The sequence below is a fragment of the Hymenobacter armeniacus genome (assembly GCF_014699055.1).
Lineage (GTDB): Bacteria > Bacteroidota > Bacteroidia > Cytophagales > Hymenobacteraceae > Hymenobacter > Hymenobacter armeniacus.
The window spans coordinates 361,486-378,474 of record NZ_JACXAC010000003.1 but is presented as its reverse complement, the minus strand read 5'-3'; the positions used below and the strand labels follow the sequence as shown (position 1 = coordinate 378,474).

The 16,989-nt window shown below is 63.4% G+C and carries 11 protein-coding genes; 7 read left to right on the top strand and 4 right to left on the bottom strand.

Going from position 1 to position 16,989, the window contains the following annotated elements; all coding sequences use genetic code 11:
- Window positions 1–22: 22 nt before the first annotated feature.
- A complete protein-coding gene (locus IC234_RS09895) occupies window positions 23–712 on the top strand; it encodes a peptidoglycan DD-metalloendopeptidase family protein (protein WP_190924010.1) in 690 nt (229 codons plus the stop codon).
- Between the two features lie 155 nt (window positions 713–867).
- The gene (locus IC234_RS09890; RefSeq protein ID WP_190924008.1) at window positions 868–1,383 is read left to right on the top strand and encodes a DUF4760 domain-containing protein; all 516 of its coding nucleotides are present in this window, start codon (window positions 868–870) and stop codon (window positions 1,381–1,383) included.
- A 42-nt stretch (window positions 1,384–1,425) separates the two neighbouring features.
- Here IC234_RS09890 and IC234_RS09885 read toward each other — a convergent pair whose 3' ends face one another.
- A complete protein-coding gene (locus IC234_RS09885; protein WP_190924006.1) occupies window positions 1,426–2,649 on the bottom strand; it encodes an ABC transporter permease in 1,224 nt (407 codons plus the stop codon).
- 107 nt (window positions 2,650–2,756) lie between these two features.
- On the opposite strand from IC234_RS09885, the gene IC234_RS09880 reads away from it, so the two are divergent.
- The 3 genes from IC234_RS09880 to IC234_RS09870 are packed head-to-tail and all read left to right on the top strand — an operon-like array spanning window position 2,757 to window position 5,511.
- Entirely contained in the window at window positions 2,757–3,992 is a 1,236-nt protein-coding gene (locus IC234_RS09880; protein ID WP_190924004.1) for an exo-beta-N-acetylmuramidase NamZ family protein, read from the top strand.
- 40 nt (window positions 3,993–4,032) lie between these two features.
- Complete coding sequence (gene fmt / locus IC234_RS09875; RefSeq protein WP_190924002.1) at window positions 4,033–4,977, top strand: methionyl-tRNA formyltransferase; 945 nt, start codon at window positions 4,033–4,035, stop codon at window positions 4,975–4,977.
- A 45-nt stretch (window positions 4,978–5,022) separates the two neighbouring features.
- Window positions 5,023–5,511: a dihydrofolate reductase gene (locus IC234_RS09870; protein ID WP_190924000.1), complete on the top strand. Its 489-nt coding sequence runs from the start codon at window positions 5,023–5,025 to the stop codon at window positions 5,509–5,511.
- 70 nt (window positions 5,512–5,581) lie between these two features.
- On the opposite strand, the gene porU2 is transcribed toward IC234_RS09870, so the two are convergent.
- The gene (porU2, locus tag IC234_RS09865) at window positions 5,582–10,807 is read right to left on the bottom strand and encodes a putative type IX secretion system sortase PorU2 (RefSeq protein WP_190923998.1); all 5,226 of its coding nucleotides are present in this window, start codon (window positions 10,805–10,807) and stop codon (window positions 5,582–5,584) included.
- 72 nt (window positions 10,808–10,879) lie between these two features.
- Window positions 10,880–12,007, bottom strand: a complete 1,128-nt coding sequence (locus IC234_RS09860; protein WP_190923996.1) for a putative type IX sorting system protein PorV2 — start codon at window positions 12,005–12,007, stop codon at window positions 10,880–10,882.
- A 375-nt stretch (window positions 12,008–12,382) separates the two neighbouring features.
- Here IC234_RS09860 and IC234_RS09855 point away from each other — a divergent pair, with 375 nt between their 5' ends.
- The gene (locus IC234_RS09855) at window positions 12,383–12,730 is read left to right on the top strand and encodes a PadR family transcriptional regulator (protein ID WP_190923994.1); all 348 of its coding nucleotides are present in this window, start codon (window positions 12,383–12,385) and stop codon (window positions 12,728–12,730) included.
- Between the two features lie 60 nt (window positions 12,731–12,790).
- A complete protein-coding gene (locus tag IC234_RS09850) occupies window positions 12,791–15,445 on the top strand; it encodes a PspC domain-containing protein (protein ID WP_190923992.1) in 2,655 nt (884 codons plus the stop codon).
- A 94-nt stretch (window positions 15,446–15,539) separates the two neighbouring features.
- Here the strand turns inward: IC234_RS09850 and IC234_RS09845 are convergent, their stop codons facing one another.
- Entirely contained in the window at window positions 15,540–16,979 is a 1,440-nt protein-coding gene (locus tag IC234_RS09845) for a CCA tRNA nucleotidyltransferase (RefSeq protein WP_190923990.1), read from the bottom strand.
- Window positions 16,980–16,989 lie beyond the last annotated feature (10 nt).

Here is a 16,989-nt window from a genome sequence, read left to right as displayed (position 1 = left end):
CCGCGCTTCCTTGCCGCCTTACATGCTCACCACGCTGCTCCAACGCCACCAAGCCGATTTCGGCCCCGTCCTGCCCCTCGACCTCAACGGCCCCGACGTGGCCCGCCTCGACTTCTCGGCCCATAACCCGCGCCTCGCCACCGCCGACCTGCGCGACACCGCCGCCTTTGGCCGGCTCGTCGACGCCGAGCTACAGTTGCAGCACGCCGCCATCGGCGTGGGCGGCTACCTCGAAAACCGCGTCATCTACCGCCGCAGCCCGCACTTCGGCCCCGGCGCGGTGGAAGAGCCCCGCTCCCTGCATTTGGGCGTGGACGTGTGGTGTCCGGCCGGCGTGCCCGTGTGCGCGCCCCTGCCCGCCACCGTCCACAGCCTCGCCGACAACGACAATTTCGGCGACTACGGCCCCACCGTCATTCTGCAGCACGAATTGGAAGGCACTGTTTTCTATAGCCTGTATGGCCACCTCAGCCGCCTGGAGTGGAGGAACTTGCGCGTAGGCCAGACGTTGGCCAAGGGCGAGGCTTTCGCCACCGTCGGCCCCTTCCCCGAAAACGGCGACTGGCCGCCGCACCTGCATTTTCAGCTCATTGCCGACCTGGGCGGCCGCGTGGGCGACTTCCCCGGCGTGGCCCGGCCCAGCGAGCTGGCCACATGGGCCGCCCTGTGCCCCGACCCCAATCTCGTGTTGCAAAGCCGTTGGTTGGCCTGAATCGAATTTCACGCATTTTTCCGTGCTGGCACTGATGCCATCTCGGTGGTCTAAGCGCTTATTTGGGTAATTGCTGTAGTGCACTGGCCTTCGTTTATGGAAGCAAAATAGAGGCTAAGTGTGTACACCTGCAGCCCCACCTTTTGCGCGCACTCATGGAAGAATCCGTTAAGAGAACGAACAACTTTGTTCCCATCCTCGCTCTGCTGGTTTCCATCTCCACGGTTTATATGAACAACCGGCAGCACAATACTCAGCTCACCGAGCAACACAAAAATCAGCAAGTGCAAAACCTGGTGGCGCTCGGGCAATACCTGCATACCCCGCAGTTCAGTGACGCCCGCACCGCCGTGCGGCTGGGAAAAATCAAGCCCACCACCCAGGACACCATGGTGCGACGGGTGTGCTCCAGTTTCGGCTTTGCGGGCTCGATGGTGCGCACCGGGGCCGTAGACGAAGAGGCGTTTTTAGACTACTGGGGCATTCCATTAGTCATTTGTTCACGCCGGCTGCCCCAATCCATGTGGAATGACGACGCCAGCGCCGGGCTCGGATTCAAAGGTGTGGACTATTACGAAGATTTTATCTGGCTCATGAACGAAGCCAACAAAAAACTGGCGAACAAAAAGCACCTCCCCTCCGACCAACCGGTGGCCAGTGTGGCCAAATAATCATCGTATTCGGCGCTGCTGAGAAGCCGGCCAAGCAAGCGGTTAGTCGAACTTAATGGCCACCACCGGCTTGATGCGCGCAATCAGATACGTGGGGATGAGCACGGCCAGCAGCGAGGCCACGAACGTGGCCACGTTGAGCAGGATGAGCATGCGCGGGTCCCACGAAATCGGCACCCGGTCCATGTAGTAGTTCTCGGGGTCGAGCGGAATGATGTGGAAGAAATACTGCAACGCGCAGAATCCCACGGCAATGATGTTGCCGATGAGCATGCCCCGCACCGTGAGCGACAGCCCGCGGAAGAAAAACATCCGCCGAATCTGATTATCCGTCGCCCCCAGCGCTTTCAGGATGCCAATCATGTTGGTGCGCTCCAGAATCATGATGAAGATGGTGGCCACCATGTTGAACGTGGCCACGAAAATTATCAGAATCAGGAAGATGATGACGTTGCGGTTCAGCAGCTGCAGCCAGTCGAAGAGCTGGGCGTACTGGTCGGTGATTTTGTCAATCTTCAGGTCGTAGGGCAGCCGCTCGTAGAACTTATCGGCCGTGTTGTCCAGCGTATTGAAGTTATTGAGCACCACCTCCATGCCGCCCACCAGCGAGTCGGGCCAGGCCGGGGAGTTCAGCTCCCGAATCTGGCGGATGTCGCCGATAACGTACACTTCGTCGAACTCGTCGAGGCCCGTGGAATAGATGCCGCTGACGCAAAACTGCCGGATGCGAGGCGGGTTCTGGATGAAGTAGAACAGGGCCTTGTCGCCCACGTTGAGGCGCAGCTTATCGGCCACCTTGCGCGAGAGCAGCACGTCCTCGCCGGCCGTGCTGTCGGGAAAGCCGATGAACTTGCCGCCCACCAGGTTTTGGCGCATCGGCGAGAGGCCGTCGGTTTCGGAAATACCTTTCAGCACCACGCCCAGCACTTCGTCCTTGGTCTTGATGATGGCCGTTTTCACGGCGTAGGGCTGCGTCGACTTCACCTCGGGGAACTGGTGCAGCTCCTGCACCAGGCGCGGGCCGGCAATGGGGGCCACTTCGAGGGAGTTGTTGGTGTCGTAGCGCGAAATCTGCAGGTGGGCGCCAAACGAGAATATCTTGTTCTGAATCTCGTTGCGGAAGCCCTGCAGAATGGCAAACGACACCACCATCACCGCCAAGCCCATGGCAATGCTGATGATGGCTATTTTTGTAACCGACGCGGTAAAAGAGCCGGAATCGGCTCCTCCGTCGATTTTGTGCGAAATGTAGCGGGCGACATTCATTATTCGACCGTAAAGCTACGTTTCCGGCGCGTTCCGGCCACGCTGCGCGCTCTCATTGTGTGCGCCAATGCGTTGGACGCTTTTTTTACTTTCCTTTCCCCTGTTTCATGCTCGGCTTTTCCGCAAAATTCCTCCTTACGTCGCTGCTGGCTTTGCCCGCCTGCGCCACTTCGGCCCCGGCCGGGCAGGCTTCCGCCCCCCAAACCACGCCTCCTAGCACGGCCCCGGCCGCCCCGGCTCCGGCCGTGACCGTGGGCGCGCAGCGGCTGGATAAGTACCTGCCGCTGCTGAAAGGCAAGCGCGTTGGCCTCGTCATCAATCAAACCTCGCGGGTGGGCAATGCCTTTCTCGTTGACACGCTCAAAGCTCGCGGCGTGAACGTGACGGCCATTTTCGCGCCCGAGCACGGCTTTCGGGGCGAAGAAGCCGACGGCGCCACCATTAAGGACGGGCGCGATGCCCGCAGCGGCGTGGCCGTGCGCTCGGTGTACGGCAAAACCAAGAAGCCCTCGCCCGAAATGCTAGCCGACGTCGACGTGCTGGTGTTTGATATTCAGGACGTGGGTGCCCGCTTCTACACCTTCATCAGCACGCTGCACTACGTGATGGAGGCCGCAGCGGAGCTGAAAAAGCCCGTCATCGTGCTCGACCGCCCCAACCCCAACGGCGACCTCGTGGACGGCCCCATGCGCGAGTCGGCCCACCAATCCTTCGTCGGCCTCGACCCGCTGCCCATTGCCCACGGCCTCACCGTGGGCGAGCTGGCCCAGATGATAAACGGCGAAAAGTGGCTGGCCGGCGGCCGGCGCTGCCAGCTCACCGTCATTCCGCTGGCCAGCGGCTACACCCACGCCACGGCCTACCACCTGCCCGTGCGCCCCTCCCCCAACCTGCCCACCGACCACGCCGTGCGGCTCTACCCCAGCATCTGCCTGTTTGAGGGCACCAACGTGAGCGTGGGGCGCGGCACCAGCACGCCATTTGAGGTCATTGGCAGCCCCTCGCAGCCGGCATCGCGGCCGTATTCGTTCACGCCCGCGCCCAACCCCGGCTCGCCCACGCCGCCCATGAAAGGCCAGCTCTGCTACGGCCTCAACCTGGCCAGCGCCCCCGCCCGCGAAAACGGCGGCCTGGTGCTGAAATACCTGCTCGACTTTTACCAGCAAAGCACCGACAAGGCGCATTTCTTCGGCAAGTATTTCGAGGAGTTGTCGGGCACCACGGCGCTGCGCGAGCAGATACTAGCGGGCAAGAGCGAAGCCGATATCCGCGCCTCGTGGAAGCCGGGCCTGGACCGGTTCAGGACGCTGCGGAAAAAGTACCTGCTCTACCCGGAGCGGTAGGTGGCGCGGCCTTTCACGGGCCCGGCGTTTTCTTTGCCCCATGAATGCACCCCTCCGCCTGATTTTCATGGGCACCCCCGATTTTGCCGTGCCCACCCTGGAAAGCCTGCTGGCCTGGCCCGGTGGGCAGGTGGTGGCCGTCGTCACGGCGCCGGACCGGCCCGCCGGGCGCGGCCGGCAGCTGCAGGCTTCGGCGGTGAAGGTGGCGGCCGAGGCCCACGGCCTGCCCGTGCTGCAGCCCACCAACCTGAAGTCGCCGGAATTTCAAGCCGAATTGAAGAGCTACGCCGCCGATTTGCAGGTGGTGGTGGCGTTTCGCATGCTGCCCGAGGCGGTATGGAACATGCCCCGGCTGGGCTCCATCAACATTCACGGCTCGCTGTTGCCGCAGTACCGCGGCGCGGCCCCCATCAACTGGGCCCTGATGCACGGCGACCAGGAAACGGGCGTGACGTCCTTCTTCCTGCGCCACGAAATCGACACCGGCGACCTGATTTTGCAGGAGCGGGTGCCCATTGCGCCCGACGACGACTTTGGCAGCCTTTACGGCAAGCTGAAGCACGTGGGCGCGGCCCTGGCTCGCCGCTCGGTGGAGGCCATTGCCGCCGGCACGGCCCCCAGCATCCCCCAGGAAATGCGCGCCGACCTGCGCCCCGCGCCCAAGCTGCAGAAGGAAACCGGCCGGCTCGATTTCACGCGCCCGGCTGCCGAGCTGGTGAACTGGGTGCGCGGCCTCTCCCCCATCCTCACCGCCTTCGCGGCCCTGCCCGATGGCCGCCTGCTGAAGATTTTCCGCGCGAAAGCGCTGTCCGCCGACGAAGCCGGCGCCCCCCTGGCCGCGCCCGGCACCTGGGCTTCCGATGGCCGCACGTTCATGCGCGTGGCCGCGGCCGATGCCTGGCTCGATTTGCTGGACGTGCAGCTGGAAGGCAAGAAGCGCATGCCCGTGGCCGCACTGCTGCGCGGGTTTAAACTGCCTGCGTAAGCTGCGCAGCACGCGGGTCCTTTTTCATTTTAACCAGACAAACCGATGGTTTCTTTTGTAGTGGCCGTGGCTGAAAACGGCGTTATCGGCGCCAAGGGCGAACTGCCCTGGGGCCGCCTGCCCGCCGATTTGCAGCATTTCAAACGCCTCACGCTGGGCCACCCCGTGGTGATGGGCCGCCGCACCTACGACAGCCTGGGCAAGGCCCTGCCCAAACGCCCCAACATCGTCATCACGCGCCAGGCCGGCTGGAGCGCGCCCGGCTGCGAAACCGCGGCCTCCGTGCTGGCCGCGCTGGACCGTGCCCGCGAGCTTGACGAGGAAGTGTGCGTCATCGGCGGCGGAGAAATATACAAGGAAGCCCTGCCCGCCGCCGACGTCATTTACCTCACCGAGGTGCACCATAGCTTCGAGGGCGATGCCTTTTTCCCAGCGCTGAGCCCCACCGAATGGCGCGAAGAAACCCGCGAGCGCCACGAGGCCGACGAGCAGCACGCCTACGCCTTCAGCTTCGTGACGCTGCGGCGGCGCTAAAGCACGCGGAGTCATCACAACAAAAAAGGCAGCCTGATGAGGCTGCCTTTTTTGCTTGCCGGCGCAGGTGCTACCGCATGAGCACCAGCTTGCCCCAGTCGTTTTTAAAGGCCTGGTCGCCGGCGGTGGCGCGGTGCTTGAAGTCGCCGTTGGGGTCGTCCAGCGCCACGCGGTAGAGGTAGGTGCCGTTGGCGAGGCGGTCGCCGTAGGTGTCGGTGCCGTCCCAGGCGTATTCCGAGATGTTGTTGCCGATGTGCAGCGGGCCCAGCTCGCTCATGAAAATCTCGCGGACCACGCGGCCGGTGAGGCTCATAATCTGGATTTTCATGTTGGTGGGCAGCTGCTGGCCGGTCAGGGTGAACACGAAGCGGGCCTTGCTCACCACCGGGTTGGGGTACGGGTACACGTTGGAAATCTGCGAGGTGCTCACCACTTCAAATTTCACCTGGAACTCCTGCGTGCCGGCGGCCGAGTTGCTGGGGTCGCGGCCCTGCACTTTCAGCGTGTACATGCCATCGGCCAGCGGGGCGCTTTGGCCGGGCTCGTAGGTGAGCGTGGCCAGGCTGCCGTTGCTGGTGTCGACGGTGAAGCGCACGTTGCTGCCCGACAGGTTCACGGGCGTGCCGGCGCCGGCCTGGCCCGGCCCCTGCAGCGTGACCGTGAAGGCCGACGCGCTGGTGATGTGGCGCAGCTTGTCTTCGTCCTTCAGCTGAATGGTGATGACCGGCCGCGCCGACACCAGCTCGCCGTTGAGGATGTGGCGGCCGTCGACGGCCACGTCCAGCACCGGCGGCAGGTTGGGGTCAGCCACGCAGAACTGGGCCAGGTTCAACTCGTTGTTGAACAGGTTTTGTTCGGGCTGCGCGTTCGGCGTGGGGTTCACGGTCACTTTCGTGGTGTAGCAGCCAAACACGCCCAGCATGGGCACTTTGGCCAGGTACGTCACAACGGAATCGCCCTTGACCTGGCGCGGAAGCGTGACGTACACCGGCGGGCGCGTCACGTTGCCCTGGGTCAGCTCCACCTTGGCCCGCAGCGGCGTGCCAAAGCTGAAGGGCGTCACGTTCTCAAACACCACCGGGATGCTGAGAGTACCCGTGCCCAGCACCTGTGCCGTAAGGGTGGCGGGGTCGTAGATGTTGGCGGGTTGGGCCAGGTCGCGGCGCACCACCCCTTCGGGCACGCCCTGGTAGGTAATGAACCACTCTTTCAGCTGCGGCGCCTGACGGCGGGCTGTGTCCTGCATGGTCAGTTCCAGCTGCAGGTTGGGGTACTGGCGGGCCGAAATCGTGCTCAGCGAGTAGCCGCCGCGGCTGGGCGAGCCGGCCGGCACGCTGGCCACCAGCACCTGGCTGTTGCCCAGCGTGTCGATGCCAATCACCTTGAGGGTATAGCTGCTCGTGGCATTGGGCTCCCGCTGAATCCAGTGGTAGAGGTTTTCCCAGCTCTTGGCCGGGCCAATGCGCACCGACGTGATGGTGCCGCGCGTGGTGGGCGTGCGCAACGTATCCGAGAAGCTGATGATTTGGCTGTAGCGCGGGCCGGCGGCCGTGGCGGTGCTGGGGCCTTGCTCGCGTATCAGGCGGCCGCCGCCAGCGCGCTTCTGCGCCAGCAGCGTGAAGGGGTCGCCGTTTTGCAGCTGGCTCACCAACTGCGAGCCCAGCAACGTGCTTAGCGCGGCGCGCACCGGCCCGATGCTGGCCCAACGCAAGCGGTTCATGCTCACCACGGCCACGTAGGCGCCATCGGGCACGGCTGCCAAGAAGGCGGACAACTGCGCTTGGCGTGCCGCGCTGTTGTTGAGCGTGTTCAGCGTATCGCCGGCGTTGCCGGGGGCAGGGTCGCTGCCGAAAATGTAAAACTGCTGAGGTGCCTGGCCACACACCGCCGGCGCCGGCAGGCCCGTGATGGGCCGCAGGGTGCGCTCGTCGTACACGGCCACCAGCAGGTTGGGCGTGTTGCGGCCGCACAGGTTGAGCGCAGGCGGCGCCAGCGCGTTGGCAATGATGCCCAACCCTGACGTGCTTGGAAAAGTGGCCGCCGCGCCCGGCAGGCCGCCGCCCACGGTGCGAAACAGCAAGGGCGCGTTTTCGGTGCTGAAAGCCCAGTGGCCGGACGGCGACACTTCCACGCCGGTGCGCTGGTCGCGCCGGAACTGGGCAAAGTGGCTTTGCGACCACCCGCCGGCGGCGCGGCCCTGAATGATGCGGAACGAGCTCACGGCCCAGTTCGGGTCTTCGTCGGCCGTAGGCGCCTGGAAGCGCACGCGCCAGTACCACACTACACTGTCGCGCCCGGCCACCGAAGGCAGCGTGGGCCGCCAGCTGGGCGTGAGGGTGGCCGTTACGGGGCCGGAAGCCCGCTTCAGGGAGCTGCCAAACGCCGCGCTGGTATCGGCTTCAAACTCGTAGACTCGGGAGGTACCCAGCGGGTCGTTGGTCTGGGCCACCAAGCGGGGCGTGCTGTTGCCCACGATGGCAAATTCTACCGGGTGCAGGGTAGTTACACCGCCCCGCAGAAAAGTGTAGTTGATGAACGCAATGTTGTTGGTTTCGTCGCTTTCGGCCACGACGTTGTTGTAGTCGATTTCCACTTTAAAAGCATTGACACCAAACACGTTGACGCCCGCCGGGCTTGGTAATCGGAAGTCGTAGGTGGCGTTGCCTTGCAGGCCCTGTGCGAAGGCCTTGGTGTACACCAGCGGAGCGTTGGAACCCACGGTGCGCGTCACCCGAATCCGCACCGAGTCGGTGGTGACGCGGCGCGGGTTGCTTACGCCGATGAGTAGCGAGAAAGTACTGGAGTTGGCCGTTACGGTCAGGTCCGGTGCCACGGGCCGGATGCCGAGCGTGGCGTTGCTCACCTGGAAATCGGGCAGCGCCGGCGCGTACAGCGTAATGGTGGGGTCGCCGTGCCACACGGTGCCCAGCAGTTGCTCGGTGGCGATGTCGTCCGGATTGGAAGCCGGATTGAACACGCCATTCGGGGCGCGCTGTAACTGCCGCACGGTTTCGTTGTAGACGGCCGTGAAGGGCTTGCCGAACCAAGTTGGGTCGTTGTAGAGCAGCTTGGTGTACAGGTCTTTGGAGATATCCAAGTAGCCGTCGAAGCCGAAGCCCGTGGTGCCCATGCAGCCAATGGCGCCTTTGTTGGCCGAAAACAGCCAGTCTTCGAAAAACGTGGGCGAATTGACGTAGAGGTTGCCGGCAAAGCAGCCGTCGTACATCATCACCGGATACTTGCCGGCGTTGTTGTATGTCGGGTTTTTGGTGGGCGTGCCAATGTCGAGGGCAAACGAGGTGTTCGAACCGTGCCCAAAATACTGAATTACGCCCAGGCCGGCGTTGAGTTCTTGGGAAATATCGGCGTCTACCAGCAGGGATGGGCCACTGGTCGGGTTAACAATCAACCGCTCGAAGGTCTTCACCACTCGCCCCCCAAACAGGGGGCTTTCCACGTGCTGCTTGTACTTGTCCACGTAGGTTCGGAACGGCACAAACTCATTGGCCCGGAGGCCACCCGTCAGGTGCAGCACATTTTTCCGCCAGGGCTGGTCGCCGGCCCTCTCGTATTCGCGCAGCTTGCTCAGATACACCATCACCTGCGCCGGCGTGGTAACGGTAAGGCGGCCGGTGTTGAGTTTGGCTGCGAAGTCGTTGTTGGCAAAATCGGCCGTAAGCAGGTTATCCGACACCGACCGGGTGCTGGTGGGCACCAAGTCAATGCCGCGCTCGCCAAGGGTGCGCGGGGCTACCCGGATGTCGGTTAAAAAGAAGCCGCCCCCATTGGCGGGTTCAATGCCTTTGCCTAGCAACAGCAGGTAGCGCTGGCTGCCAGCCGGGCTGGCCGCAGCCATCCAGCGGGCAAAGTGCCGCATGGCCAGCCACGACCGGTCGCCGTAGCCAAACTGGTCATAGAGTTGAAAGGTGGTCACCATCAGCGTGTCATAGCGCTGCAAGCCGGCCCCGGGATTGGCGCGGTACTTGGCGTACTCCAGGGCGGCGTTGGTGGCGCCGGCGGCCGGCTTCATCAGCTGCGGGTGCGTGATGATGATGAAGTTGGCCAACGCCGGGTTGATGGTCCGAAACGTGACGCGGCGAGCCGGCAGCGGCGGGCGCGGGGTCGTGGCCTCGTCGGTCAGCAGCAGGGTGTGGGTGGCCGCGGCGTTGGCGTCCGGAAACACGAAGCGGCGGCGCGTGCCGCTGGCGGTGCTCACCACGCGCTGCACGTTGTAGAGGTCCTGCACGTCGTAGCCTGCCACGGTGGCTGGGATGGAATCGTTCTCGTACTCGTAGGTAGCCGGCCCGGCCAGTGTGGAATCGTTTTGGAACATCACACTGTGCCGGTTTTTGAACCACCGGTTATTCTGCGGCACGATGAAGCGCACGTAAGAAGAGTAAAAATCATCACCCGGCAACGCCGAAGCATCTTTCCACGTGGTAACGCGCACCGTGTCGTTGACAAAATCGGAGCGCTGCAACGTGAACGTCTGGCGATAAGGCACGCGCCCGCTCCACCGCATCACCCCGAGGCTGCGCATGCGGTTGGAAGGCCCCACCTGCACCTGCACGGCATGCGCCGAGGGCGAAGTGGAGTTTGTGGCACCATACAACTGCACCTCGAGCCTAGGGGCCGGGCCGGTCGATGCTATGCTTCGAATCAACGAATCGTTCAGCAGCCGAATGCCGCCGCCGTTGAAATAGCCTTCGGCGGGCTCCACCCAGGGCAGGTACACGTCCACCGATTTAGGCAACTCAATGTAAAAGCCGATTCGCAGGTTGAGCTGGTTGTGAATGCGGTGCGGGTGCACCGCCCCGCCAGCAGCCGTGGGCTGGGCCATGTGCCGCCCCTGCACCCCCGCCTTCCAGGTGATGAAGTAGCTGGCCGTGTCGGTGTAGTAATTGTAGTACTGGTGAGGCTGGTCTTGCGGGCGCTTGTAGAGTTCCACGTCGAGCTTGCCGTCGTTGTGCACGGCGTAGAACTCGATGAAGGACGTGGGGTCCAACGAGGTCTGGTTGCCCCCTACGTACGTGGCTATCTCGCGGCCTCGGCGCCAGATTTGGAGTTGGTTGGGAGCCACGCCCGTGATGCCGGCCTGGGTCAGGTACTGATAGTCGAGCTTATAGAGGCCGTCTTTCAGGATTTTAACCTTGTAATACGTCTGGCCCGGTACAATCCACTCGTTGCCGACCTGGGCCGGGGTTTGCGCGCGTGCCGGGGCCCAGCCCAGCCACATGACCAATGCCAGCACCCACAACCCCCAACGCGGCGACGACTGCACGTAGTTTTTACACATATTTTCTCTGGTAGATATTGACATCGTTAAACAACGGACAGCCCGGCCCACGGCAAGGCTGCCCGCCCGGGTTTATTTAAAGCCGTAGCCGAGCGACACAATCAGCGAGTTGGTTTGGGAAGTGCTGCCCAGCTTTTCCACGGCCAGGCGCGACAGCGCCAGGTCGACGCGCAGGCCGCTGACGGCCACGCCGGCGCCCAGGCTGTACTGCCCCTTCCAATTGCTTTCGTACTCGTTGTTGGCGTTTTTGGTGAAGCTTTGAATCTTCTGAAAGTTGCCGGCGCCGCCGCGCAAGAACACCAGGTTTTTGTAGCCGATTTCCAGGCCCACGCGCGGGTCCACGCTCACGGCGCTGCTCGAAACCAGCGTGTTGCGCTTGCCGTCGGTGGTGGCTTCCAGGTCCACGGCCAGCAGGGCCGAAAACTGCTTGGGCAGCTCCACGCGCCGGCCAATGCCCAGCACGAGGCGCGGCAGCGTGATTTCGGCGCTGTTGGTCGGGATGGTGTCCGTTTTGGCCAGGGTGCTGGTGAGGCCCTTGCGGTACTCGTCGGCGTTGATGGTCCACTGCGTGAACGTGGTGGTGATGTCGCGCGCCATCAGGCCCATGTTCCAGCCCTTGTGGTTGTACTGCACGCCCGCGTCGATGCCAAAACCGTAGCCTTTGCCGAAGTTGCCGACGTTGCGGTAGATGATTTTGGCGTTGGCGCCCACGCTCAAGCCCTCCACCTGGCTCACCTTGCGGGCGTACGATACCAGCAGGGCGTAGTCGGCCACCGAGAAGTAGGTGATTCGGTCGTAGTGCACGCCGCCGTATTCGTCGAGCAGGGAGCGGGTGTCGGCAATGTTGTCCACGCCCAGGCGCATCACGCTCACGCCAATGGCGCTTTTGTCGTCGAGCGGGGTCGAGAAAGCCGCGTAATCGTTTTTCACGATGCCCGAAAACAGCTCGGAGTGCATCAGCACCGCGTCGTATTTGCGGGTTTGGTTGGCCAGGCCGGCCGGGTTCCAGTAGCCGGAAGTGGCGTCGCTGGCCAGGCTCACCTGCACCTTGCCCATGCCCAGGGCGCGGGCGCCCACGCCAAGGTTGAGGAATTCGTTGCTGTATTTGGGCGCTTTGGTTTGAGCCGCTGCCGGCAAGGCCAGCGCAACCGTGGCACCCAGCACAAGCAGCCCGCGGGCAGCCGAGGAAAGTTGGGACATAGAAAGGTAGTGAAGAGGTTTTGCGCCGTCGCAACGCAAGTTACTCCAAGATAGTGCGTACCGCCCGCGAATTTCGGGCCAACTGCGGCCCGCGGCCCGCCCCGGCCATATACGGCGGCGCCCACCGGCCCGGATGGCCCCGCCCCTGCCCTGAGCGCACGGCCGTCCGGCCAGTTGGGCAAGGCGTCGACGGCCCTTGCCATTTATGAGAAGCCAGTGGCCGGCAAAATATTTTCGAAAATTTTCCTGCTGATTATCAATGGGTAAAATATTTTTTTACCTAATAGCAATGAATTATTCATCCAGTACCTTGCGTTGCAAAGTACCTACCATACATTTGTACTGTTTCTCACCCACTAGTAATTCGCAACGCCCATGAAACTCGAGAACACCCAGGTTCAGATGCGCAAGGGAATCCTTGAGTTCTGCATTCTGGAAATCATCGCCCGCGGCGAAGCCTACGCCTCCGACATGCTGGAGGAGCTGACTTCGGCCCGCATGATAGTGGTGGAGGGCACCCTCTACCCGCTCCTGACGCGCCTGAAAAACGCCTCGCTCCTGGACTATGTCTGGAAGGAGAGCACCAGCGGCCCGCCCCGCAAATACTACACCCTGACCGATACCGGTCGCCAGTTCCTCAACGAGCTGCGCGACACCTGGGAGGAAATGGCCACGTCGGTGGGCATCATCCGGCACAGCGCGCCACCCAAGCCAGTTGCCTGAGTTCCGTCTTTTTCCTTCCCCACTCACCAGCATTAAACGGCCGTTTTTCAGCCATTTACCATGAAAAAGAACATCAGCATCAACCTGCAAGGGATTATCTTTCACATCGAGGAAGACGGTTTTGAGGTGCTCAGCCGCTACCTGGCCGAAGTGAAAGCGCACTTTGCCAACTACCGCGGCCACGAGGACATCGTGGCCGACATCGAGGGCCGCATTGCCGAGCTCTTTTCGGTGCGCCTCTCCCCCATGCAGCAGGTCATCACGCTGGACGACGTGAACGCCATGATGGCCAAGATGGGCCGCGTGAGCGACTTCGCCCCCGACGCCGACGAGGACGACGAAGCCCCCGAAACGGCGTACGCCGCGGGCTCGTCGGCCAACGCTTCGGCCGGCTTCGGCGGCGCCGCCACGGCGGTGCCCCCCGCCGCCACGGCCGCCACGGAAACCGGCCCCAAGCGCCTGTACCGCGACATGGCCAACCGCAAGATTGCGGGCGTGGCCGCGGGCATTGCCCAATACTTCGCCGTGAACCCCCTCTGGATTCGCCTGGCCTTCGTGTTCGGCACCATTTCCCTGCCGGCCGTCAACATCTGGTCGCGGCACAACAGTCGGGTCGACTTCGGCGGCTGGGTGGTACTGGGCTACATCATTCTCTGGATTTTGCTGCCCAAGCGCTACGATGCGCCCGCCCACCCCGAAGCCCTGCTGAACACGGGCCCGCTGGCCGGCCGCCGCTTGTTTCGCGATACCGGCACCGGCAAGGTGGCGGGCGTGGCCGCCGGCCTGGCCGCCTACTTCAACATCGACGTGACCCTGGTGCGCGTGATTTTGCTGGCCGGCTTGTTTGCGGGCGGCTTCACCTTCCTGCTCTACATCATTCTCTGGATAGTCTTGCCCGAGGCCAAAACGGTCTCGGACAAGCTGCGCATGCGCGGCGACGACATCACGCTCGAAAGCTTTGACAGCAGCGCCCGCAACAACGCCTTTGCCCAAGACGGCCCCGCCACCACCAACCGCCCCGTGGGCGCTTTCGTGGAGGACGCGGCCCGCACCTTGCAGCCGGCCGTCAACTTCGTGGGCTCGTCCATCCGGGTGGTGGCCGGCATTCTGCTCACCCTCACGGGCTTTGGCCTGCTGGTGGCGCTGGCCATTGGCCTGGGCGCCGGCATCGGCCTGCTGCCCCACTCCCAGAACATTGTGCTGGGCGACGCCCCGGCCCACGTGATGCTGAACGGCGTGCCCCAGTGGGGCCTGCTGGCCGGCTTCCTGGCCCTGGGCATTCCGGCCCTGTCGCTGCTGCTGGGCGGGCTCAACCTGCTGTTCCGCCACTCGTTCATGAACCGCACGGTGAGCTTGTCGCTGCTGGGTCTGTGGCTGCTGAGCGTGGTGGGCGTGGTGACGGCCGTGGCCCAGCAAAGCCGCGAGTATCAGTACGATGCCCAGGTGGAACAGCTGGAGCGTTTCCCCAAGCTTAGCACGCCGGTGCTGCTGCTGGATGCCCGCCACGTTGACCGCCAATGGGAGCAGCACGTGGACCTGCGCCTGGCCGCCGCCGACAGCGGCAGCGTGCTGGAAGTGCTGCGCACCATGGGCGCAAAGGGCTCGAGCGAGGCCGTGGCCCGGCGCAACGCCCTCACCAGCATCGACTACACGGTGCGGACCAGCGGCGACTCTTCGCTGGTGCTTGACGACCATTTCTCCTTCCTGCCCGATGCCCGCTACCGCAACCAGGAGCTGACCGTGACCCTGCGCCTGCCCCGCGACCGCACCTTCCGCCTCAGCCGCGACTTTGCCTACGACCTGCTCGGCGACGACAACTTCGTGGACAACCGCCGCCCCGAAGACCCCGAGCAGCACCGCTACCGCCTCAACGGCAACAAGCTGGAATGCATTGGCTGCACCGACGAGCAGCTGGGCAAAGACGAGGACGACTCGGACGGGAACATTGACATCGATGACAGCAACGGCGACAACGGCGACGAGGACAACGACGGCGACGACAGCAAAGGCGGCATCACGCTGAACTACGGCGGCGCCCCGTCCTTCGACACCGACCTGAACAGCTACGGCGGCGGCCGCCGCAACTTCGACGAGTCCGGCTTCAACCGGGTGAGCGTGGTGGGCGGCTACCGCGTGGTGGTGCGCCACGGCGACGCCTTCAAGATTGAAGCCGCCGGCAACGAGGGCGTGCTCAGCGACATCCGGGTGGAGCGCGACGGCGACGAGCTGCAAATCAAGTCCCGCAACAACACCTCCCTCTTCGGCCGCCGCTGGAGCAACGACGAAAAGAAAGTCCTCATCGTCGTCGATATGCCCCGCATCGAGCGCATCGAGCTGGCCGGCTCGGTGCAGGCCGACCTCGGCGGCTTCGACCGCCAAGACGAGCTGCGCGTGGAGCAGGCCGGCGCCAGCCACCTGCGCCTCAATGGCAACTACGGCACCCTGAAACTCAACCAAGCCGGTGCCTGCCGCACCACCGCCACCGGCCAGGCCGACGTGCTGGACCTCGACGCCGCCGGGGCCTGCGAGCTGGCCGCCGCCAACCTGCAAACCCGCACCGCCACCGTGGAAGTGGCCGGCGTGTGCAAAGCCCGCGTGAACGTGACCGAAAGCATTAAGGGCGAAGCCGTGGGCGCCAGCGAAATTGCCTACAGCGGCCAGCCCAAAAACGTGGACATGGACTCCACGGGCCCGTCGAGCGTCAAGCGTTTGTAACCTGAACGTTGTCTTAAAAAAACATTAAAAAATGTATTTGAGGCAACTTCCTTCGTATATCTGCATCTATCTCCCCGAATACAAGAAGTCAGGCTTAGTTTGGTGAGTGAACGACGCCTCCTTCCGGAGCCAGTCCCATGGCCGCCCCCTGCTGCAACAGGAAGGCCAGGGCTGGCTCCATTTCGTTTTTGATGGTGCCTTCCAGAATGGCTTCCATCATGGCTTCTTTGAGCTGTCCCACCTGCCGCGAAGGTTTCAGGCCGAAGGTTTCCATGATGATTTCGCCGGTGATAACGGGCTTGAAATTGCGCAGGTGGTCTTTTTCCTCCACCTCCTTCAGCTTCTCCTCCACTTGCGTGAAGTTGCGCAGGTACCGCTCCTTCTTCGTGTGGTCCTTGCTGGTGATGTCGGCCCGGCACAGCAGCATGAGGCGGTCGATGTCGTCGCCGGCCTCGAACAGCAGGCGGCGCACGGCCGAGTCGGTCACGGTTTCCTTCACCAGCGCAATGGGGCGCAGGTGCAGCCGCACCAGCTTCTGCACCATGCGCATTTCTTCGCCCAGCGGCAGTTTCAAGTCAGTAAAAATGCCGGGCACCCAGCGCGCGCCCTTGTCCTCGTGGCCGTGAAAGGTCCAGCCCACTTTGGGGAAGTAGCGCTTGGTGGCGGGCTTGGCGATGTCGTGCAGCACGGCGGCCCAGCGCAGCCACAAGTCGCCGCCGGCGTTGGCCACGTTGTCGAGCACCTGCAGGGTGTGGTAAAAATTGTCCTTGTGGGCGTGCGTGCCCACTTTTTCCACGCCGTGCAGCTGCGCCATTTTCGGGAAAATGAGCTGCAGCAGCCCCGTCTGAAACAGCAGCTTGAAGCCATAGCTCGGCGTGGGCGACTCGATAATCTTGTTCAGCTCGACGGTAATCCGCTCCTGCGACACAATCTTGATTCGGTCCTTATTCCGAATAATGGCGTCGAACGTATCGGGCTCGATGTCGAAGTTGAGCTGCGAGGCGAAGCGCACGGCGCGCATCATGCGCAGCGGGTCGTCGGAAAAAGTCACGTCGGGCCCCAGCGGCGTGCGGATGGTTTTGCTGGCCAGGTCCTTCATGCCCTCGTAGCGGTCCACCAGCTCCCCGAAGTTCTCAGGGTTGAGGCTCAGGCCCAGAGCGTTGATGGTGAAGTCGCGGCGGGCCAGGTCTTCTTCGAGCGTGCCGGCTTCCACTTCGGGCTTCCGGCTTTCGGCGCGGTAGCTTTCCTTGCGGGCACCCACAAACTCGATGTCGCCCGCCTCCTGGGTAGGCAGCATGGCCGTGCCGAAGTTCTTAAACACCTGCACGCGGCCGCGGCCTTTCAGCCTAGTGCCCACGGCCTGCGCCAGCGCAATTCCGTCGCCCACGGTCACCACGTCAATGTCCTTGCTGTCGCGCCCCAGCGCCAAGTCCCGTACATAGCCACCTATCACGTAGGCAGGCTGTTTCAGCTCGGCGGCGGCTTCGGCGATGGTGCGAAAAATGGGCAGTTCGGGCAGTTGGGGCGTCTTCATGCCCGCAAAG

Bases quoted from the DNA above. Each gene is read 5' to 3' on its own strand.
- IC234_RS09895 (WP_190924010.1), top strand. From the start codon at position 23: ATGCTCACCACGCTGCTCCAACGCCACCAAGCCGATTTCGGCCCCGTC.
- IC234_RS09890 (WP_190924008.1), top strand. From the start codon at position 868: ATGGAAGAATCCGTTAAGAGAACGAACAACTTTGTTCCCATCCTCGCT.
- IC234_RS09885 (WP_190924006.1), bottom strand. From the start codon at position 2,649: ATGAATGTCGCCCGCTACATTTCGCACAAAATCGACGGAGGAGCCGAT.
- IC234_RS09880 (WP_190924004.1), top strand. From the start codon at position 2,757: ATGCTCGGCTTTTCCGCAAAATTCCTCCTTACGTCGCTGCTGGCTTTG.
- fmt (WP_190924002.1), top strand. From the start codon at position 4,033: ATGAATGCACCCCTCCGCCTGATTTTCATGGGCACCCCCGATTTTGCC.
- IC234_RS09870 (WP_190924000.1), top strand. From the start codon at position 5,023: ATGGTTTCTTTTGTAGTGGCCGTGGCTGAAAACGGCGTTATCGGCGCC.
- porU2 (WP_190923998.1), bottom strand. From the start codon at position 10,807: ATGTGTAAAAACTACGTGCAGTCGTCGCCGCGTTGGGGGTTGTGGGTG.
- IC234_RS09860 (WP_190923996.1), bottom strand. From the start codon at position 12,007: ATGTCCCAACTTTCCTCGGCTGCCCGCGGGCTGCTTGTGCTGGGTGCC.
- IC234_RS09855 (WP_190923994.1), top strand. From the start codon at position 12,383: ATGAAACTCGAGAACACCCAGGTTCAGATGCGCAAGGGAATCCTTGAG.
- IC234_RS09850 (WP_190923992.1), top strand. From the start codon at position 12,791: ATGAAAAAGAACATCAGCATCAACCTGCAAGGGATTATCTTTCACATC.
- IC234_RS09845 (WP_190923990.1), bottom strand. From the start codon at position 16,979: ATGAAGACGCCCCAACTGCCCGAACTGCCCATTTTTCGCACCATCGCC.